General features: G+C 35.9%; 15 protein-coding genes and 1 pseudogene. 3 read left to right on the top strand and 13 right to left on the bottom strand.

Features of this window, described 5'->3' with window-relative positions; genetic code table 11:
• Window positions 1-101: 101 nt before the first annotated feature.
• The gene (locus LQE94_RS11580; RefSeq protein WP_022075676.1) at window positions 102-470 is read right to left on the bottom strand and encodes a RidA family protein; all 369 of its coding nucleotides are present in this window, start codon (window positions 468-470) and stop codon (window positions 102-104) included.
• A 246-nt stretch (window positions 471-716) separates the two neighbouring features.
• Here LQE94_RS11580 and LQE94_RS11575 point away from each other — a divergent pair, with 246 nt between their 5' ends.
• Entirely contained in the window at window positions 717-1919 is a 1203-nt protein-coding gene (locus LQE94_RS11575) for a MerR family transcriptional regulator (RefSeq protein ID WP_240577764.1), read from the top strand.
• Window positions 1920-2014: 95 nt separating this feature from the next.
• Here the strand turns inward: LQE94_RS11575 and LQE94_RS11570 are convergent, their stop codons facing one another.
• The 6 genes from LQE94_RS11570 to glmS form a co-directional block, all read right to left on the bottom strand.
• Window positions 2015-2890 (bottom strand): hypothetical protein, encoded by an 876-nt coding sequence (locus LQE94_RS11570; protein WP_186864687.1) that lies wholly within the window; start codon window positions 2888-2890, stop codon window positions 2015-2017.
• A 314-nt stretch (window positions 2891-3204) separates the two neighbouring features.
• A complete protein-coding gene (rfbC, locus tag LQE94_RS11565; RefSeq protein ID WP_022075680.1) occupies window positions 3205-3813 on the bottom strand; it encodes a dTDP-4-dehydrorhamnose 3,5-epimerase in 609 nt (202 codons plus the stop codon).
• A 15-nt stretch (window positions 3814-3828) separates the two neighbouring features.
• Entirely contained in the window at window positions 3829-4770 is a 942-nt protein-coding gene (gene rfbD, locus LQE94_RS11560; RefSeq protein ID WP_240577763.1) for a dTDP-4-dehydrorhamnose reductase, read from the bottom strand.
• 3 nt (window positions 4771-4773) lie between these two features.
• A complete protein-coding gene (gene rfbB / locus LQE94_RS11555; RefSeq protein WP_022075682.1) occupies window positions 4774-5802 on the bottom strand; it encodes a dTDP-glucose 4,6-dehydratase in 1029 nt (342 codons plus the stop codon).
• 15 nt (window positions 5803-5817) lie between these two features.
• Complete coding sequence (rfbA, locus tag LQE94_RS11550) at window positions 5818-6714, bottom strand: glucose-1-phosphate thymidylyltransferase RfbA (RefSeq protein WP_117991270.1); 897 nt, start codon at window positions 6712-6714, stop codon at window positions 5818-5820.
• Between the two features lie 118 nt (window positions 6715-6832).
• Window positions 6833-8671, bottom strand: coding sequence for a glutamine--fructose-6-phosphate transaminase (isomerizing) (gene glmS, locus LQE94_RS11545; protein ID WP_118738174.1), 1839 nt, complete (start codon window positions 8669-8671; stop codon window positions 6833-6835).
• Between the two features lie 200 nt (window positions 8672-8871).
• Between glmS and LQE94_RS11540 the strand changes: the two genes are divergently transcribed.
• Window positions 8872-9462, top strand: coding sequence for an HAD family hydrolase (locus LQE94_RS11540; RefSeq protein WP_240577762.1), 591 nt, complete (start codon window positions 8872-8874; stop codon window positions 9460-9462).
• Between the two features lie 156 nt (window positions 9463-9618).
• On the opposite strand, the gene LQE94_RS11535 is transcribed toward LQE94_RS11540, so the two are convergent.
• From LQE94_RS11535 to LQE94_RS11515, 6 genes are all read right to left on the bottom strand, one after another.
• Window positions 9619-10605, bottom strand: coding sequence for a diaminopimelate dehydrogenase (locus tag LQE94_RS11535; protein ID WP_118738176.1), 987 nt, complete (start codon window positions 10603-10605; stop codon window positions 9619-9621).
• 73 nt (window positions 10606-10678) lie between these two features.
• A complete protein-coding gene (locus LQE94_RS11530) occupies window positions 10679-14482 on the bottom strand; it encodes an HD domain-containing protein (RefSeq protein ID WP_240577761.1) in 3804 nt (1267 codons plus the stop codon).
• A gap of 698 nt (window positions 14483-15180) precedes the next feature.
• Window positions 15181-15429: a hypothetical protein gene (locus LQE94_RS11525; RefSeq protein WP_240577760.1), complete on the bottom strand. Its 249-nt coding sequence runs from the start codon at window positions 15427-15429 to the stop codon at window positions 15181-15183.
• Between the two features lie 8 nt (window positions 15430-15437).
• Window positions 15438-15569, bottom strand: coding sequence for a hypothetical protein (locus LQE94_RS16250; protein ID WP_276312745.1), 132 nt, complete (start codon window positions 15567-15569; stop codon window positions 15438-15440).
• Between the two features lie 227 nt (window positions 15570-15796).
• Window positions 15797-20317 carry a DEAD/DEAH box helicase gene (locus LQE94_RS11520; protein ID WP_240577759.1) on the bottom strand — a complete coding sequence of 1507 codons (4521 nt, stop codon included), beginning with the start codon at window positions 20315-20317 and terminating at the stop codon, window positions 15797-15799.
• A 28-nt stretch (window positions 20318-20345) separates the two neighbouring features.
• On the bottom strand, window positions 20346-20564 hold the full coding sequence (locus tag LQE94_RS11515; protein ID WP_240577766.1) for a hypothetical protein: 219 nt from the start codon (window positions 20562-20564) through the stop codon (window positions 20346-20348).
• Between LQE94_RS11515 and LQE94_RS11510 the strand changes: the two are divergent.
• Window positions 20563-20805 (top strand): annotated as a pseudogene (locus LQE94_RS11510) (GDP-mannose 4,6-dehydratase); the annotation flags it as partial. The gene LQE94_RS11515 and the pseudogene LQE94_RS11510 sit on opposite strands and share 2 nt — an antisense overlap.
• Window positions 20806-20862 lie beyond the last annotated feature (57 nt).

Raw genomic sequence — 20862 nt, 5'->3', positions numbered from 1 at the left:
ACGCTCTTCCGATCTGCTTTTTTGCTCGCAAAAAAGCCACTAAACTCCGTCCCCAACTGGCACTCCTCCTGGAATTTTCATTTCATATTAGTTGTTAAATCTTATTTCTCAGCAAGTGCCTCAATTTCGCAAAGAACTCCCTTTGGAAGATCTTTTACTGCAACGCAGCTACGAGCTGGTTTAGATACGAAATATTTTGCATAAACTTCGTTGAATTTAGCAAAATCAGCCATATCAGCTAAGAAACATGTTGTTTTAACAACGTGAGAAAAATCTGTTCCTGCTGCTTCTAATAATGCTCCTACGTTCTTGCAGCTCTGTTCTGCCTGAGCTTCGATTCCTTCTCCTACACTTCCGTCTGCTGGATTTACAGGAATCTGTCCTGATAAATAAACCATACCATTCACTTCAAATCCCTGTGAATATGGTCCGATTGCTGCTGGTGCTTTGTCTGTGAAAATTTCTTTCATTTTTAATCTCTCCTTTACTTTTCTTAATGTATTACAACCTGCAAATCCATTGCAAACTGTAATACACGTTCTTATGCATATCTTAATTATCTCACATATCTGCAAAAAATCAACCGATTTCTTGAATTTTTCAAAATATTTTTTAGGTGTATCAAAATAATTTTTAGATGCAATCGCCAGACTTTTGCTATATAATGATAGCAAGATTGCGAAAACGCAGCATTTTTGTTAAAAGGAGATATTTTAATGAATTTACCAGGCTATTACTCTTCCGGTCAATTCGCCCGCATGGCAAATGTATCGGTTCGAACAATTCGCTTTTATGATAAACAAAATATTCTTCATCCATCATATGTCACTCCCTCGGGCTCCAGGTTTTATACAGACCAGGATTTTGCCCGTCTCCAACAAATCCTTCTTTTAAAATACCTTGGATTTTCGCTGGAAGACATACGAGAAATGACGATCAATGACAGCGACTATCATTTTATGCTGAATGCACTCCAACTGCAAAAACGATTCATTCAGGATAAAATCGAACAGATGCAGTTAGTAGAAAACGCTTTAAATAACACCGTGGATGCAATCCAAAAAGAGCATCAGATCGACTGGAGCCAGATGTTGGATCTTATCCACCTTACAAATATGGAAAAAAGTTTTAAATCCCAATATCAAAATGCGACCAACATTTCCGCCAGAATCCGACTCCATCGTGATTACTCAATCAACAAACAAGGCTGGTTTCCATGGGTTTTTGAACAGTATGAACTTGATAGCACAAACAATACTGCAAATTGTAATTTAAAAGTTCTTGAGATTGGATGTGGAAATGGCGCTCTTTGGGTGGAAAATATGGATAAAATTCCTACAAAAATCCAAATCACACTTTCTGACATTTCCGAAGGAATGCTTCGCGATGCCAAGCGTAATCTGCCTGCTGCCGACAATAGATTCCAATTTCAGGCATTTGACTGTCAACAGATTCCATATCCGGATCAAAGCTTTGATCTAGTAGTTGCAAACCATGTCCTCTTTTATTGTGAAGACATTGCATCTGCCTGCAAAGAAATTGTACGTGTATTAACTCCCGGCGGACGCTTCATCTGCAGCACATACGGAATCAATCACATGAAAGAAATCAGCGACCTCGTGCAAAAATTCGACAATCGGATTGTACTTTCCGCCGAAAAATTATACGAACAATTCGGATTGGAAAATGGTGAAGAAATACTAAAACCTTATTTCAACAAGATTGAATGCAAAAGATATATCGATGCTATTGAATTAGACCGACCTGAACCGCTAATTGAATACATCCTTTCCTGTCACGGAAATCAAAATCAAATGTTGCTCGATCACTATAATGAATTCCGCGGATTTGTTGAAAAAAATATGACAGATGGATTTCACATTACTAAAGATGCCGGAATATTTATCTGCCAGAAATGATCCGAAAATATTGTTGCTGCGAACCATATAGCAATTGATATAACCGAAGAATCTTGCAATAAAAAAGAATCTTCGGTTATACTAAGTCAAAAAATCTATTGAACATTTTTACTAGTATCGTTAAGTATTTCTGATACTTCACTCATAGTCAAATTTGTAGCCATTGCAATCTGTTCAACTGAAAAATCATCCTTCATATTCCAGACAATTTTTTGTGTTGTCTGTCGTTCTCCTTCTTCTTTTCCTTCATTCATTAATATTTTTCCGATTTTCCACATTTTCAAATCCTCCTTTATCTCTTCCAAATCTATCTCACTTAAAAACTTTTCTGCCATTGCATAAATCACCGCCTCAATCTTGGATTTATCAAATGTTGAAGATTCTTGAATAGTTTGTAAAATAGCAAAACTTCTGTGAAATCGCTCTTTTTGTGAACATTCTCCATTCATCAGAGAACACATTGCAAGAGACACCATCTCATCTTTCGATAATACAACATTATTTTTCATTTTTGATTCCAGATTATTTAATAATTCGTCTGCATTTGTATTCTGTAAAATTATTGGACATATACGATAAGTGTTAATTCCCTCTGTATATTCTGTAATCGGATTTTTAATTTTTCCTGAAAATAACACATACGTTGTAACAGCTACTCCATGTTGATAACTTGCAAACGCTTCATAAGTACGAAATCTTTTTAATCCTTTAACCCCTTCATTAGTACTCTGAAATTCAAAGTGTATCCAAGAATCATCTTCCATTTCGAAATTAAAATCCTGATACAATTTTTTCAATTCCAAATGAATAATTTCCGTTGGAGCAATCCGCTTCACCTTTCCCGGAATATGAAATAGTGGGAAAAGTTCTTCCGCAAAAAATAATGCCAATGTTTTCATTGCTGCGTCTTCATGTTGTGAATTTCGAATCTCAACATCTGTAATCTCTTGTTTTTCTTTTTTATCCACCATATAGTATCCTTTCTCGGAAAATACTATACAGAGAAACTCGCTAAGTACTGTAAAAAACAATACTCTTTTACTTCATAATAACAAATAGTTTTATAACAGACAATGGTTTCCGTTTTTGTAATTATAATAGTTATGAGAATTTCCCCTGATTCAGGGTAGATTTATCATGAAATTTAGATTTTTAAATATGAATAATTTGATTGAAGTATATGAATAGTCTCTCTGATAGACCATTTTCTGTACAAGTATACTATCACGATAAATGCACTACGTCAATATAAATTTTGCGAGGGAGCACCCTCGCAAAATTCACCTTAAAAATGGAATGTATCTTTCAGTCCAACCCACTTCTGGTCCTTATCGCTCAAATTCAAAGCTGTTCCATCCTCCAGCTGATATCCTTCAGCAGAAGCATTTCCCTGATACTCTCCAACCAACTGTGGCCACTCAATTCCAATCTCAGGATCATTCCATGCAAGACCGCCCTCATCTCCCGGATGATAAAAGTCTGTACATTTGTAGCAGAACTCTGCAAGATCACTAAGTACCAGGAATCCATGCGCAAATCCTTCCGGAATATAGAACTGTTTTTTGTTCTCTTCTGTCAGTTCAACACCAAACCATTTTCCATAAGTCTCACTGTCACTTCTCAAGTCTACAGCTACATCAAATACAGAACCTTTCACTACACGGACAAGTTTACCCTGTGGAAATTCTTTCTGGAAATGAAGTCCTCTTAAAACTCCCTTTGTAGAGCTAGACTGATTATCCTGTACAAAGTTCATTGTAAGCCCTTCTGCTTCCATATCTTTCTGATTATAAGTCTCCATGAAATATCCTCTTGCATCACCATGAACAGTAGGTTCAATTACGCAAAGACCTTCAATTCCACCTGCATTTTTTTCAACTTTAATCTGTCCCATTTTACTTCACACCTCTTATATTTCAATCTCTTTCAAATATCTGCCAAGAGCATCCTGCCATGTCGGTAATGGCGCGAATCCATTTTCCACAAGCTTGCTCTTATCCAGTCTGCTATTAAATGGTCTTGCTGCTTTAGACACACCATACTCTGCAGTTGTAACCGGTTTTACTTCCACTTTATCTTCACTGTATTCTGTATGTCCCAACTCTACAGCCTGACGGAAAATCTCTTTTGTAAAATCATACCAGCTGATGAAGCCGCCCTCATTTGTTGCATGATAATAACCATATTTCTCTGTCTCTATCATATCAACCAGCAATCTTGCAAGATCATATGTGTATGTCGGAGTTCCGATCTGGTCGCTGACCACAGTCAACTTATCGTGAGTTTTTCCCACCTTAAGCATTGTTTTTATAAAGTTATTCCCATTTTTTCCAAATACCCATGCAATACGGACGATAAAATATTTAGACAATGTATTGGCAACTGCCAGCTCTCCGCCTAATTTTGTCTCACCGTATACGCTGAGCGGTTTGTAGTCTTTACAATCCGGCTGCCAAGGCTTAGTACCCTGTCCGTCAAACACATAATCTGTACTTGTATACACCATCTTGCAGTCAAGCTTCTTGCACATATCCGCGATATTCTGTGTTCCTTTTACATTTACCGCATAGACAATATCTTTTTTATCCTCATCCTCAGCAGCATCTACAGCTGTCCATGCTGCACAGTGTACAACTGCATCCGGCGCAACCTCTGTCAAAACCTTCTCTACAGAAGCCGCATCCGTAATATCCATCGGAACATATGGCATACTTACAACCGGTGTTCCATCCAAAACACCGCTGTAAGTTTCCTTAATATCAGAACCAACGCCTTCATAACCGCGTTTTGCAAGCTCATTCATCACATCATGTCCAAGCTGTCCGCCTACACCTGTTACTAATACTTTCATAGATTAAATTTCCTCTCGGTTTGCATACATTTTCTCATAGTAGTTCTGGTACTCACCTGAAATGATTGTCTCCCACCATTCTTTGTTGTCCAGATACCACTGAATTGTCTTCTTGATTCCGTCTTCAAATTTTGTCTCCGGAAGCCATCCAAGTTCATTGTGGATCTTAGTTGGGTCGATTGCATAACGCATATCATGACCTTTTCTATCCTCAACATGTGTAATCAGGCTTTCTGGTTTTCCTAATTCTTTACAAATAATCTTAACGATTTCAATATTTGTTTTTTCATTGTGTCCACCAACATTGTAAACCTCTCCAACTCTTCCATTGTGGATAATGAGGTCGATTGCTTTACAGTGGTCCTCAACATACAGCCAGTCACGGACATTCAATCCCTCGCCATATACCGGAAGTGGCTTATCATTCAAAGCATTTGCAATCATAAGTGGAATCAATTTCTCTGGGAAATGATATGGTCCATAGTTGTTAGAGCATCTGCTGATTGTTACAGGGAGTCCGTAAGTTCTGTGGTATGCAAGAACTAACAAGTCTGCACCGGCCTTTGATGAGCTGTATGGGCTGCTTGTGTGGATCGGTGTTTCCTCTGTAAAGAATAAGTCAGGTCTGTCAAGAGGAAGATCTCCATAAACCTCATCTGTAGATACCTGGTGATATCTCTTAATACCATATTTACGGCATGCGTCCATCAAAACTGCTGTTCCTTTGATATTTGTATCCAAAAATACTTCCGGATTCTCGATAGAACGGTCAACATGACTTTCTGCTGCGAAGTTTACAACCATATCCGGGTGCTCTTCTTCAAACAATTTATAAACAGCTTCACGGTCTGTGATGCTTTCTTTTACAAAACGGAAATTCGGGTTGTCCATTACTGGCTCCAATGTAGATAAATTTCCTGCATATGTCAGACAATCCAGACATACGATACGATAATCCGGGTATTTATTTAACATATGAAATACAAAGTTACTTCCAATAAATCCTGCTCCACCTGTTACGATAATATTCATAATTAAAAACTCCTTTTAGTATAAATTTTCCTGATATTTTCCATCTAATACATCTTTGAGATACTGTCCGTACTGATTCTTCTTCAATACTTCATAAACTTCCAGAATATCCTCTTTGCTGATCCAGCCATTAAGATATGCAATCTCTTCCAGGCAAGCAATCTTACGATGCTGATGTGTCTCAACTGTTTTCACAAAGTTTGTCGCATCAACAAGACTCTCATGAGTACCTGTATCAAGCCATGTAAATCCCTGTCCGAGAAGCTCCACATTCAAGTTACCTTTCTCAAGATATACTCTATTCAAATCTGTGATCTCCAACTCTCCACGGGCACTTGGTTTCAGATTCTTCGCATACTCTACAACCTTGTTGTCATAGAAATACAAACCTGTTACACAGTAATTGCTCTTTGGTTTCTCCGGTTTTTCTTCGATAGAAATTGCTTTTCCTGTCTTGTCAAATTCGACGATACCAAAACGCTCCGGATCATCTACATAATATCCAAATACAGTAGCACCCTTACCTGTCTCTGCATTTTCCACAGCAGCTTTCAGACGCTTATTCAGACCATGTCCTGCGAAAATGTTATCGCCAAGAACCATTGCCACTGTATCATCACCGATAAATTCTTCACCGATGATGAACGCCTGAGCCAGTCCGTCCGGGCTTGGCTGCACTGCATATGACAAATGTACTCCAAACTGATGTCCGTCACCAAGCAGCTCTTTAAATCTTGGTGTGTCCTGTGGTGTAGAAATGATCAGAATATCGCGGATACCTGCATTCATTAATACAGACATCGGATAATAAATCATCGGTTTGTCATAAATTGGCAATAACTGTTTTGATGTTACCATTGTCAAAGGATACAGACGAGTGCCTGAACCTCCTGCTAAAATAATTCCCTTCATGAGAACCTCCTTATACGTTATATATTCAATATTTTTCACGTCTCGTTTACTAGTTGTTCCCATTATAAAAGGTGACCTAAGGTCACCTTCAAGTATTTTTTTAATTTTTATAAAATTTTTATTCTACTGTAACGCTTTTCGCAAGGTTTCTCGGCTTATCTACATCCAATCCCTTTGCAACAGATACATAATATCCGAGCAACTGAAGAGGGATAACTGCCAATGAAGTAGCAAAATGTTCATCTGTCTTCGGAACATAGACTGCAAAATCTGCTGTATCTTCTATATTATAATTGCCATAATGTGTCAGGCCCATCAGATATGCGCCACGACTCTTCACCTCAACCAGATTTGAAACTGTTTTTTCATATAAATGATCCTGTGTCAGAACACCGATCACCAACGTTCCATCCTCAATCAAACTGATTGTTCCATGCTTCAATTCACCTGCTGCATATGCCTCTGAATGAATATAACTAATCTCTTTCATCTTAAGGCTGCCTTCCAGACAGATTGCATAATCGATTCCTCTTCCAATAAAGAATACATCCTTTGAGTTTGCATATTTCGCTGCAAACCACTGAATACGCTCCTTATCTTCCAGAATCTTGCCAATCTTTCGAGGAATTGTAGTAAGTTCCTGAATCATTTCACAATATTTTTCCTCAGAAATCGTTTCACGTACCTTTGCCAACTGCAGCGCCAGTGCATACGATGCAATCAGCTGTGTGCTGTACGCTTTTGTCGTTGCAACCGAAATTTCCGGTCCTGCAAGTGTATAAAATACATTATCAGCCTCACGTGCAATTGAAGAACCAACAACATTTACAATCGCAAGTGTCTTAACACCAAGCTCCTTTGACTCACGAAGTGCAGCCAAAGTATCTGCGGTCTCTCCCGACTGGCTGACCAAAATAACGAGACCATTCTTATCCAAGATCGGTTTACGATAGCGGAACTCTGATGCAAGCTCGACACGTACCGGAATTCTTGCCAGATCCTCGATCACATACTGCGCTGCAACACCAACATGATATGCCGAACCACATGCCACAATATAAATCTGGCTAATTTCCTTCATCTCTTCCTCTGTCAGACCAACTTCTGTCAGATCAATCTTGCCATCCTTCAAAACAGAATTCAAAGTATCCTCTACCACCTTCGGCTGCTCATGGATCTCTTTCATCATAAAATGCTCAAATCCACCCTTTTCAGCTGCCTCAGTATCCCATTTGATCTCAACAAGCTCTTTCTCGATCTCATCTCCATCCAGGTTATAAAATGTAATATTCCCCTTCTGCAGACGGGCAATCTCCATATTACCGATATAATATACATTTCTAGTATATTTCAAAATAGCCGGGACATCAGAAGCAATGTAAGACTCACCATTCTCCACACCTAAGATCATCGGGCTATCTTTTCTTGCCACATAAATCTCTTCCGGATACTCCTTAAACATCACTGCCAATGCGTAAGACCCACGAATACGGACCATTGCATGATTGATTGCATCAATCGGAGTACCAAGATACTTCTTATAATAATAATCGATCAATTTGATCGCAACCTCAGTATCTGTCTCAGAATAAAAGACATAACCCTTTTTCACAAGCTTATCCTTTAATTCCTGATAGTTCTCGATAATCCCGTTATGTACACCTACTACATTACCATCATCACTGCAATGTGGATGTGCATTTGTCTCGGATGGTTCCCCATGTGTTGCCCATCTTGTATGTCCTATACCACAATTTCCGGCTACCGCACGTCCATCATCTGTCTTCTCACAAAGAACACTCAGACGTCCCTTTGCTTTTACCACTCTGACCGGTGCTTCACCGTCACGAACCGCAATTCCCGAAGAATCATATCCACGATATTCCAACTTTGACAATCCATCCAGCAAAACCGGAGCTGCATTTTTGTGTCCGTTAAATCCTACTATTCCACACATATAACTTCTCCCATATTTTAAAACATCTCTTTTGTTACCAAATATATGCGAATCTTCTTTTATGAGCCGCAAAATATATTCGGTTGTAAGTATAACTTATTTTTCATAATTATGCAATTGCAAGACGAAACAATCTATTGTAAAATAAAATTAATTTTTTACATTATTTGCTCAAAAATGGGCAGAAAAGAGGCTCTGATATGAAATATAAAAATATTGTTTTCGACTACGGAAATGTCATTGCAAAATTCGATGGTCTTGCCATTTTAAGATCCTTTTGTGAATCCCAAGAAGATGCCGACCTGCTGCGTGACATCGTCTACCGCCAATGGCCGGACCTCGACCGGGGCACACTCGAGTACGATGATTACCTGCAAAGTACACTGGAATTAACACCGCCGCGACTTCAAGATACCGTCCGTACATTCTTTCACGACTGGCCAAAAGAAGTCACACACCTTTCAAGCACCCTTGCATTTATCAAAGAATTAAATGAGCGTCAAATCCCGATCTATCTCTTATCCAACGCTCCTACTTACTTTGCTGATTATATGGCAGATTCAGAATTATTAAAAAGCTTCAACGGCGTCATTTTCTCAGGTCCTATCAAAATGGCAAAACCAGACCTGAAGATTTATGAGTACTTCTTTAAACATTTTAATCTCAATCCAGAAGAATGCTTCTTCATCGATGACCTTCCACAAAATATCGAAGGTGCCAAAAATGCCGGAATGGATGGTATTGTCTTTACCGGAAATATTGCTGAGATAAAAAAACAGATTGAATTTTAGTTCATAAAATTTTTGCAATTTTTAAAACTCCGAAGATGTTGCATACATGGAAACAAAAAATCGTTAAGGCACATATCAAAGCCTTAACGATTTTTATCTTTATATGATATATTATCAACTTCTGAAATACAAACAACAAAAGCGTTTACTTTAATCTTACAGCAAATGCTTTCTCAATTCAGCTCCGCTCTTCGCACTCAAATATGCAGGTGCAATATCAAACACTGTCTTACATCCAGACTGACCTTCCTGCGCCAGTTTATAAGCTGCTCTTGCATATGCAACGAGCACAGACGCTGTAAACTCCGGATTAGAATCCAGCTTCAAGCTATACTCGATAAGATGCTTATTCTCTCCATCCCATCCTGTCTTTCCACTGCGAAGCACGAATCCACCATGTGGGATTCCACTGTGATTTGCTTTCAACTCTTCCTCACTAATAAAATGTACGGTTGTATCATAATCTGAGAAATAGTTTGGCATTGTCTTAATCTCTTCTTCAACCTTCGCTGCATCTGCCCCCTCTTCAAGCACTACAAAGCACTCTCTTGTATGCTTCTGTCTTGTTGTCAGCTCCGGATTCTCCCCGTTACGAACTGCTTCCAGCGCAGCCTCTACCGGAATTGTATACTGCTTTCCATCTTTGACACCTTCCACGCGGCGGATTGCATCCGAATGTCCCTGACTAACACCCTTGCCCCAGAAAGTATAGTCCTTACCTTCCGGCAAGATTGCATTTGCATAAAGTCTGTTCAAAGAGAACATACCAGGATCCCAGCCTACAGAAATAATGCCGACATTACCACCTTTTTTAGCTGCCGCATCAACATCCTCAAAATGTTCCGGAATTCTTGCATGTGTATCAAAGCTGTCAATGACATTGAACATCTCTGCATACACTGGTGTCTGCTTTGGAAGATCTGTTGCACTTCCTCCACAAAGAATCATTACATCAATCTTATCTTTCCAATCCTGCACATCCGCAATACGGCATACAGGAACATCCTCTGTTAAAATCTGAACTGTCGCAGGATCTCTACGTGTAAATACTGCCGCCAGTTCCATATCTGCATTCTGTTTAATTGCACACTCTACACCTCTTCCAAGGTTACCATATCCTAAAATACCAATTCTAATGCTCATATTGATTCCTCCTGTGTTTCTTAACCGAGTCTTATTATAAACCCATTAAGAGTTTGTACGCAATAATTTTTTTCTATCCTTTTGAGATGGTTTCATTCCACGCTGTAAATAATTCCAGCAGAAATGTTCTATAAAGTGTTTCTATTTTTTCACGTTCTGCCTCGCTATTATTACTTTTTGTCCTACATAGATAATTTATTACTTTTCTGTCCAATTCTCTATTTTTAATCGTTTCCACACATTTTTCGGGATTCCACGCATTCATGTTACATTCATCCATAAATTCTCTTATGCCTTTTTGGTAATCCCATGCCGGAACAGTTGCATAAAGACATGGTACCTCCAACAACTCATTATAGCCTGTATTAAAATCTGCTATTTCTCTATATTCATCAAATGCCGGTATAATAACTTCAATTTCATCTGTCTGTTGATAAAATCTAGAATTATCAATTTTTTCCCAAAATCTTCTATATATCTCCCACTTTTCTTGTTGTGTAGCACTGATTCCATGACTTCCTTTTTGTGTTGGCTCAAGTTTAAGCCCCCAGCCTTTCTTTAACTCCTCTATTCCAATTATTTCAAATCTTTGCAACATGGGAATACAATCATAAACTAATTGTTTTTTTTCTCTTGCAACAACTACTGATTTCTCATCTATAATCTGTTCTACAGAAGCCGGACTTATCATATCGTATCCAAATCCACCATAAATACTGCCTTTCATATACAAAATCCATACATCTCTTTCCAGACTGCTGACCTCACGGTCTTTTGGAATATCTAAAAGCAAATACAGATATGGCTGATCTAATTCCAACGACATCAACAGATTATCACGATATGTTCCTCGAAAACGCCACTCTCTAAAGGCAATCGCCGAAGCAGGAAATAACAAGTCATTTATAGCCGAAATTTCAAAATGATTTACCTCTCCTATTCCCCTATAATATCTAAGCATCGTCATTATATTTTCTGGAATATATTTCGTCTTTTTCCACCGATGCATATTAGGAAATCTTTTATTAAATTCTGTTTTTATTAACTGCTTCCATTTTTCTTCTTGCCCATCTATCCTCTGCAATTTCATCGCATACTGAATAATCATATGTCCCCAGATATAGCAATAATGTTTTAAAATATTAATCAACTGATTATTAAAATATGGTTGCAAAAAATATAAATCTTTCACTCGCCAGTCTGATTTCCATTTTCTCAGCAAATAATCCAGAAATTCAAATGCTTTTATTTCCATTTTCTGAAGCATGTCCACAGCATCCACCCTGTATTCATTAGCTGCCAATGCCTGTATATCTAACTTAAGAACTGCATCTACGAAATTTAAACACATTAGATAAGTCACAATCCTGACTTCCAATGTTCTTACTTTTCTTGTGCTTTCTGCCGGAAAAATCAATTTTTTCTTCTTGCATATAATTTGCCATACATCATTTTCCGATATTTCCTTTGCATAATACTTTGTTGCTAGATCTCTTATTCCTTCCCTGTATGCACTTACAACCATATCCTGACGTTGTTCTATCATCAAGTTCATATAACATTCTTTTGCAAAAGAAAGAATCTCGTTTAATGACAATCGTATCTGTTTTTTTACCTCATAAGTAAGTTTCATTCGTGCCGCATCTATTACATCATTGCCTTCTCCTGCCAAAATATCCATATAATCAATTACAAATAAAGCATCTCTTATACTAATATTATCTTCTACATGCATTCCCATAAAAGCCAAGACATTCTGCTGCTCATTTATGTTATATAGTATCCCTATATTGTTATATTCTGAATATGATAAAATTTTAGCATTTATTACATACCTTTTTTCCTTATCATATACGATGAAATATTGATAATTATATCCAAAACAATATTCATATCTACTATTGCCATCAATATCTCCCTTGCATGATTCACCGATACAACTAGTCAATTCATTAATCCATGTTGACATCGTCAATGCCGGTAATATATATTCATCCTCATTAAAGTAAACTGGTACAATTGGCGTTTTACAAAATTTTTCTATATGATTGATAATTAATTTCTCATATTCATTTTCATATTCTTTTAAATAAGATCCCTCCATCTCTCCAAAAAACTGTGACTTCTGAGCCTTATTCAAATGAAATTTAAATGATATTTTTGTTCCTTGCGCACGTGGGGTTTCTGCTTGCTGACAAAATGCATAGCCACTTTTTTTACCGGAATACAGCAACATTTCGTTTGTTTGCTCTTCACAATCTGACTTTGTATATATCTTCATCTCATCTGTAACAGTAAACACAGTATGTAAACCTATACCGAATGCTCCTGTCGGTTTTAACCATTCCGGCATACTTTCAAATTCTTTTTTATAATTTTGACGATTTTTCCAACTGCTTCCTGTCTTTAGAATATGTTCCTGAAATTCTTTCACACTGATTCCTATACCAGAGTCTTCAATCGAAAAATCTACAGTATCTGTCTCTTCATGATATTTTGCTGAAATATTAATTGCATATCTCTCAAATATTCCCGGAAACATTCTCTCTACCTGGAACGGAGAAATTTCATATTTATACTTTGGTATTTTTCCTTTGATTTGCCTCCAAATCTGAATCTTGGATGCATCAATCGCATTTTGTATCAATTCGCGTATAAAAATAAAACCTTCATTCTGATAAATACTGATATTCTCAATCAAAGAATACGCTTTTTCCTGTGAAAAAGAAAATCTCAGATTCTGATTCCCAGATGATATTTCTTTCCCATTCAACAGAATTTTATATTCTATCTCCGGAATCTTACGATTCCAATGCTTTGGGAATATCTTGTTCACATTTAATTTTGCTGAATTAACCTCTCCCTCCATCCAATTTTTCCAATTGACATGCTCTCGAATTGTCTGCTGATATACTTTCATACATCTACTTTCAAATTTTTCTTTATCATTACAAGCATCTTCCTTCATCCAGTCTATCGCACACTCTTGCTCAATACACTTTCTATCAACATTCGCAACTACTTGTATCTTATCAGTAGAAATATGCAACGTTTCTACTGATAAATGCTTAAAATAATGTGCCAGATTATCATCTTGTAATGTGCCAAATGTTGCAATTCCAATTTTATTAAACCTGTCATTATCCAAATCGCACAAATCTCCCATACGAAGTAACCATGCAATTAGTCTGGGATGAAATTCTTCCCCTGCAAAAGTATCTACAATCACTAAATCGTTCAACAGGTTTTCAAAACTGCCCGTATGTGCCATAGATATCTTATTAATTATTTTAATGATACGTACCGGAAGAAATGAATCCTCTACACGCAACAGCTCTCCTATACGATTTTCTTTATCCGATAAATTTTGAATACGTCGACCATGCTGTGGACGGAAATATTCCATCAATACAATCGTAATTGCCTGCTTTATATCTAAAGGCCACACTGCTGCTTCCACTTTTTCCTTTTCTACATCCAATAATATTCTAACAGCTTTTCCAATTGTAGAAGTATCCGATTGATATTCCTTTAAAAACTGCTGGAATTCATTTGACACCCATATTTCTCGAACTTCCTGCTCCGTATATAACATCCCAACATCATGCATATACGCACACATTAATATAAGGAATGTATCTATTCCTGTCAGTTTCTTTATTCTATCTTTCCCCAGTATGTTTTCAATTGCTGATACAATATTTGCAGAATGCCACGTATCGTGTGTACTGTATGTCGGATAAGTCGTAACTATTGAAGATAAATATCTAATTAACTTTCTTTTCTGCAAATCATATACACTTTGCAGACTATGATTTGTATCATGATGTTTACTTACTTGATGCAAATGCTCCTCTAATGTATATTTCTTTTTCATCCTTTTCCTCCTGTTTTCTCCATTAATCCCAGTATATAAGTCCTCATTGAATTTTTATTTCATATTAATTGCTTCTTCCATTCTCTCATTAAGTTTATCAAGCTTCTTACTGGGTAAATTAAAAATAATAACTAAAATTAAATATAAAATAATAATTATTCTTACTTTCAACATATTCTTTCTCCATTGTATTTTTATTAACATCTATACGTTTTTCATCTTAATTCGCTTGGTATTTGTACAATATATATTATATTAACACATTTTTCGAGATATTAATTCTATATATTGATTAGTTCAAAATAAATCATTCGACAAATTTCGACATTTTTTGACTCTTGAACATTCTTCTGATATCTTCCATTTATTCCACAGTTGAATCATTGTACGAAGCTCTTAACAGCAAATGTTTTCCCCTGGAAGTTGCTCAGATACAGAAAGGGGGCGGTTGAATATTTGCCTGTCCTGCAAGCAATTCAATCCGCCTCCAAAAATCTGTAATCTTTTACTTTAATCAAATAATCCAGTGCCAACCTGCCACCAATTTCTCTGCTCCATCACATTCATTTACTATTAAATATCTTCAGACTGTCATGTTGAATTTTAATAGTACTTAACACAAATGTGCTAACATAAACTTCTATGTTTCATCATTAAATATTTTCGTGAATCTAATACTGATGGCACTTTTTATCCAATTATTTATCTGGCTCGAACTGGTCTGGATATCTCGTGCTTCCTTCATAACCACATACTCCCATTCTCGGAGAATTACATACTGGAAGCATATATTCTATCCCACAGATATCCTCCATGCCAGCTTCTTCTTTCAAGCACTCCTCACACCAAAATGGTTTTTCATCATAATAGGCTTCCGGATTTACCCAATTTGCTTTATTCTTACCGCACTGGCTACAAATAATTTCAATTGGATTATTTCGTGACAAAATAACAACTATATTAAACTTGAATATTCATGGCTGTACCCATTTATAAATTCATCTAAGTCTTCAAGGAACTGATGGATAATGTTTCTTTTACCTTCTGTCATTTGTACTCGATGTACTGGTTTCTTTTGTCTTGCCATAATAAAAGGCCCTCCTAATGATATTTATTTTATCATAGAAGAACCTTCTAAACATTATTTTACAGAAAAAGTTTCATACCCTCGTTTACTCTTTTTATAACCTATCTATTAATTCTACTCCAGCTTCGCAATGATTTTGGCAATCGCTGCGACTTCTTCCTTAACTTCTATAAAATCTGCTAACGCCTTTGTTTTTACCTTCGCCCCTTAACCCTAACATTATTCAGCTATAACTTAGTTCCAACCCTGCTCTCAAATATCACTCCACCGATATTCTTCTTTTCATGCTTTTTGAACATATCATATAGTAAATATGACAATTCCTTCCAATTAAACACCCCTGAATGGCAACATTTATTTCTTCTGATTGTACACTCACTAAGTCTCTCATCAAATAGTCTCCACCATACTTGATCATAATCTGTATTTCCTATAGTCTGCATATGTTGACCAAGAGTTTCACGATTACTTCGAATAATCGTGACAAAAGTACCTAAGGTTAATTCTTTATTTTCTGCATCTTTCAGTGTCACTTTTGTGCGTCCTTTTCCGAATCCTTTTATTTCAAATTCCGGCAATACCTTTTTTAGTCCTTTTATAAAGCAATCTTTCATTTGCAATTCCATTGCTTTACAGAATAGTATCGCACAACAAGAAGCATCCATATCATGATTGATTTTATAAACCGGCTCAAGAAGATAAAATAATTTCATTCCCAACACAACATTAGCTCTTACTCTCTGAGATAACATTTCCAAATCTTTCATTGATTTGAATCCAAATTTTTCGAGCTGTTCTTTTGATAAATCATTTTTTATAAATTCTTTGGTCAATCCTTGGATTAAATTAGTCGTATCGAACCTATAATCTAAAATTCTTTCCTTTCCCTCTGTTTTGATTGTCATAAACTGAGTAACGGATGGTAAAGCATTAGAAGCATTTAATAAGGCTTTCTTTTTTTCCTCTTCCGGCAATCCCTTTTCAATTATATTTTTAATCTCTTTAATTGCATAGATATCCATTATTCTTTTTGCTTCACTTACACATGGAGATTTATTCCAAGCAGCTTCATCTCCTATAACATATAACCTGAACTTAGCTCTCGTTGCAGCAACATTCACGATATTTTTGTTTACCCATTTTATGGCACCTTCTGCTTCCCGGGAATTGTCACAGCCTAATAAGAAAATAACCTCGTTTGCTTCCTTTCCCTGGAAGGTATGGACAGTTCCTATCCTCTTTTGATCATAGTCTAGCATATACTCCTCATTTATCTTTGTATTAGGATTATACTTACAGTACGATTTAATGTAGGACTTTATTCCAGAAATCACTGTAGTAAACGGACTAATTATGTAGAGACTGGGTTCTGGATCTTTTTCAAAAGCAACTTCTAGCATTTCACATACTTTCTTTGCTTGTTCTTCTACATAATGATTTTTATTTCCTTTTTCTTTTCCCTCAATGTTTATCCATTGTGATTTATCATATATAAATTTTTTAGCTACTTCCTTCTTTGGTGGACGTGTTTGTTGCTTCATTATACCATTATACGACAATTGATTAGAAATCTCATACATTGGTGATATACATCTTCTATGTACAAGCAATGGACACCCAATCCATTCTGGATAATCTGATCCATTATCTAAATATGTTCCAAATAAATTAAGCCTATCTGCAAAACTCTGTACCGAAATTGTCTTGCTTTTATACGGCTTGATGAGCATATTATTATAGGCATGCTTCAATAGCAGCAAATCATCCGTTACTACCGGCTCTACTTGTTTTGGATCTCCAACAATAATAGCTTTTCGACTTCTATACAATGCTCCTATTGCCATCTGTGGTTGTGCCTGTCCTGCTTCATCTACTATCAGTAAACCAATTTTACCTGGTTTTTTTACATCCTTTAATAAAGTTCCTATAGAAGCAAATGTAGAAGACATGACTGGAATAAGTAAAAAAAGAGTTTGAAACAAAGATGCAACCATATTCTCTCTATCTTCTTTATGAAATATTATTTTTTCCTTTTCATCACCTTCTTTGAATCCCCAATACTGTGATAACGTATTAAAATTATCTCTACATTTCTTTGATGAAATCACAAATTCTTTATTCATTCGCATCGCCAATGCAAATAATTTTTCTCTTTCACGATTATAGCGTTGCGTGAACCACGGATTATCCACTTGAGCCTTAGTTGCTACATCTATATCGTCTGATAATAAATCCCGCATAAATTTCTCATCTAAGATAACCATTTCATCTACATCTGATGCTTTCGAAAGAATTGCTCGTTTTGTTTCTATTTTCATTTTCTGATTCTGATACTGCTGTTCTGTCCTTTGACTTTCTATTTCTGCATCACTTTTATTTTTTTCAGCAACTCTCATCGGTTCCTTTATATTATCAATTTTTTGTTCTAATTCGTCTACTTCTTTTCTAGCTATAGCAACTATCTCTTCCTTCTGCTGCTCATTTTTCTTCAACTGTTCAAGATCTTGTTCCAATTCAAGCTCAATTTTTCTTTGTTTATCAGCATCTTTTTTATACTCATCTGCCAATTGCATTGCTACATTATATTTCTCTTTATTAAATAATTTTGTAAATATCCCCACTGAATTTCTTTTAGAAAATTCTTCTTCCAGCAACTGTTTAATTAAATCATGTGTTTTCTTTTTCTTTTCTTGCTTGTCTTCAATATTCTGCCGAATTTCCCCTAATATATCTTCACATGTTTCCACTTTTTCAGTTGCAAAAGAAAGCTGTTGCGTTAATTTTAATATATCTTTTTCCGAAGAAGCATGTAATTCCTCGCATCGTAATTTCCATATTCTAACCTGTTCTTTCGCTTCTTCCTTATCATGCTCTGCCTCAACTAGGGAATCGAACAAATCACCTAAATCTGATAGTCTTTTTTGCTGCTCTTTGACAACTTCTAATTGGTTGAGAAAATCCGCTTTTGCTTTTTTATATTTTGTCACTCTCTCTTCAGCTGTCCCTCTCTTTGTATAAAAATCTCTGGATAGAGGATATAGAACTTTTTTATAAAAATTACTGAGATTTGATTTTTTTCCAAGTGGTGCAGCTACCAGCCCCCATACATCCTCTGTTTCTAATAATGTTTGAGCATATCTCGTAAAATATATATCCGAATATACCTCTTCTTGATATGTTTTTTCTTTCATATCCGATTGTTTAGGGTCGAATAATTTTGCAACAGAATCCAACTCATTTCGCAATTCTACAGAATCATTCTCTAAGGCTTTTAAATCCCCCACAACCCCTTTTGGTAATTCTTTTGAAATGTTTTCGACAGCAGCATTATTACACGATGTTACGAGTATACTATAATTATTTATTTCATCGTTTTTTAGACGATGCCAGTGTCTTGTATATTTTGAATATGCATTTTCCTCCTTATCGCCATGAATAAAATCACATTGAACAAACGCATCATCTGGATTATCATACTCTGCTAATAGACAAGCTCTTTCAATAATATTATTTACTACTATTTCCTTAAGCAATGTAGTTTTTCCTGTTCCCGGAGGTCCATTAACAGAAAAAATTTTTCCATTAACATCAAAAAGCTGTGATGTTCCCTTTCCAATAGCCAAATTAATTGCCATTTGCTGCATGAAAGCCGGCATAAATCTAGATGGCCATTTTCCCAAAGGTGCATTTTGAATTCTTAATAATTCAGAAAGATTACTTTTAAATTTTACCAAATTCCCATTATCAGGTCTCACCATATCTAGTCTTCGTGTTTCATTTTTCTTTGAATTCACTAATGTTGTTATGTATTCTTGTATATCTTCTCCCAAATACTTATCTTTTGAAAGCTCATCATTCCTAGCTAAATCCAACACCATCTTTATGTCATTCGAAAAATAGCTTTGTTCTAACCCCAAATAATTATCTGCTTCCCTCTTGTATTTTGTCTCCTCATCTTTAAACAATTGAAAGCTTATTCCATATATTTCCTCATAATTATCATTTTCATCAACAGTATTTTCAATATTGTCTTTGATATATCTTCTTTCAATTTCTTTGAATAATTCTTGTAACGTTTTTAAAGTAACTGCTGTAATATCAAATCTCTGAATCTCTTCTATCTTTCCATCTGATGCTATATTAACTTTATTTGTATCTAATTTTTTCTCACTTTCTACTTCTGCTCTTTTTTCTTTATCAAAAAATCTGTTTTCTAATGTTTCTACTGCTAACGTATATTCTTGATTATCTAAGGCTTCTGAAAGCTTTTCCTTCGAAACTTTTATTTCATCTAATGCCCATAAAATAGTTGAAAGTGATAACGAATGTTCAATATATTTTCCTTCTGGTGAAAGCTGGAGACTTGCCCAAGCAATACGTTCCGAACTCTTTTCCACCCTATTATCAGCTTCTGAAGGAAGTGATAATATATTTGATATGCACTCAATACACTTTTCCCTCTTTACCCTGCCTATATATACCGTAAGATTCCCCCACTTTTTCATTCCACAAGATTTGGCTTCTTCATAAATTTCATCATAAAGTTGCCTTGTTGCAATATCCTTTTTCTCTAACCGTATAAATGTCTCTATGGTTTTGTATTTAGATTTTCCTTTAGCCCAATCTTCTTTATGCCTTTTTATTTTATTTCTTATTTCCACATAATCTGGATATTTGTCTTGCGATAAAAAATCTAATGCAAACCAATAATCTAGTATTTTTGCAGCATTCTCATTGTTTTTCGCCATAATAGCCTTCCTTCTTTCATTTCAGACTTTATATCTTTTCTCCATTGAATTGATTATTGTTCCCCCTACAATATTCTTCTACAAGAATATCATACGCTTCTTCCCAATACATCTCCGATATATTCTGAACATCCCCCTTATGATTATGTTGTCTCTCTAATGCCTTCGCTTTTTCTAACGTACATGGCATATACGGATATCCTGACAACAATTCATCCTTGATTGTTTTTGAATATATCGGTGCCATCTCATCTAAAGAATATCGTTTAGAAAAAATAACGGAAGAAGCTCAGAAACATTCCACTTCTTCCTAGGAATTTATCAAAGGTTCCATTGCTGACAAGCCTTTGATTGCTCAGATCTTTACAGATTATAAACCAACTGTTGTTATAAATCTTGCTGCTCAGGCAGGAGTTCGTTACTCTATCACAAATCCTGATGTCTATATCGAGTCGAATTTGATTGGATTCTATAACATCCCGGAAGCATAAAATTTGATATTTTTTCTATGAAAGCTTCTCTGTATATAAATTGCAGAGAAGCTT

This window comes from Mediterraneibacter sp. NSJ-151 (assembly GCF_022487435.1).
GTDB classification, from domain to species: domain Bacteria; phylum Bacillota; class Clostridia; order Lachnospirales; family Lachnospiraceae; genus Schaedlerella; species Schaedlerella hominis.
The sequence above is the reverse complement of the archived record's forward strand: the minus strand, read 5'-3'. Positions and strand labels throughout refer to the sequence as shown.

Bases quoted from the DNA above. Each gene is read 5' to 3' on its own strand.
- LQE94_RS11570 (WP_186864687.1), bottom strand. From the start codon at position 2,890: ATGGTGGATAAAAAAGAAAAACAAGAGATTACAGATGTTGAGATTCGA.
- LQE94_RS11540 (WP_240577762.1), top strand. From the start codon at position 8,872: ATGAAATATAAAAATATTGTTTTCGACTACGGAAATGTCATTGCAAAA.
- LQE94_RS11535 (WP_118738176.1), bottom strand. From the start codon at position 10,605: ATGAGCATTAGAATTGGTATTTTAGGATATGGTAACCTTGGAAGAGGT.
- rfbD (WP_240577763.1), bottom strand. From the start codon at position 4,770: ATGAAAGTATTAGTAACAGGTGTAGGCGGACAGCTTGGACATGATGTG.
- LQE94_RS11580 (WP_022075676.1), bottom strand. From the start codon at position 470: ATGAAAGAAATTTTCACAGACAAAGCACCAGCAGCAATCGGACCATAT.
- LQE94_RS11575 (WP_240577764.1), top strand. From the start codon at position 717: ATGAATTTACCAGGCTATTACTCTTCCGGTCAATTCGCCCGCATGGCA.
- LQE94_RS16250 (WP_276312745.1), bottom strand. From the start codon at position 15,569: ATGGCAAGACAAAAGAAACCAGTACATCGAGTACAAATGACAGAAGGT.
- LQE94_RS11520 (WP_240577759.1), bottom strand. From the start codon at position 20,317: ATGGCGAAAAACAATGAGAATGCTGCAAAAATACTAGATTATTGGTTT.
- LQE94_RS11515 (WP_240577766.1), bottom strand. From the start codon at position 20,564: ATGGCACCGATATATTCAAAAACAATCAAGGATGAATTGTTGTCAGGA.
- rfbC (WP_022075680.1), bottom strand. From the start codon at position 3,813: ATGGGACAGATTAAAGTTGAAAAAAATGCAGGTGGAATTGAAGGTCTT.
- LQE94_RS11530 (WP_240577761.1), bottom strand. From the start codon at position 14,482: ATGAAAAAGAAATATACATTAGAGGAGCATTTGCATCAAGTAAGTAAA.
- rfbB (WP_022075682.1), bottom strand. From the start codon at position 5,802: ATGAATATTATCGTAACAGGTGGAGCAGGATTTATTGGAAGTAACTTT.
- glmS (WP_118738174.1), bottom strand. From the start codon at position 8,671: ATGTGTGGAATAGTAGGATTTAACGGACACAAAAATGCAGCTCCGGTT.
- rfbA (WP_117991270.1), bottom strand. From the start codon at position 6,714: ATGAAGGGAATTATTTTAGCAGGAGGTTCAGGCACTCGTCTGTATCCT.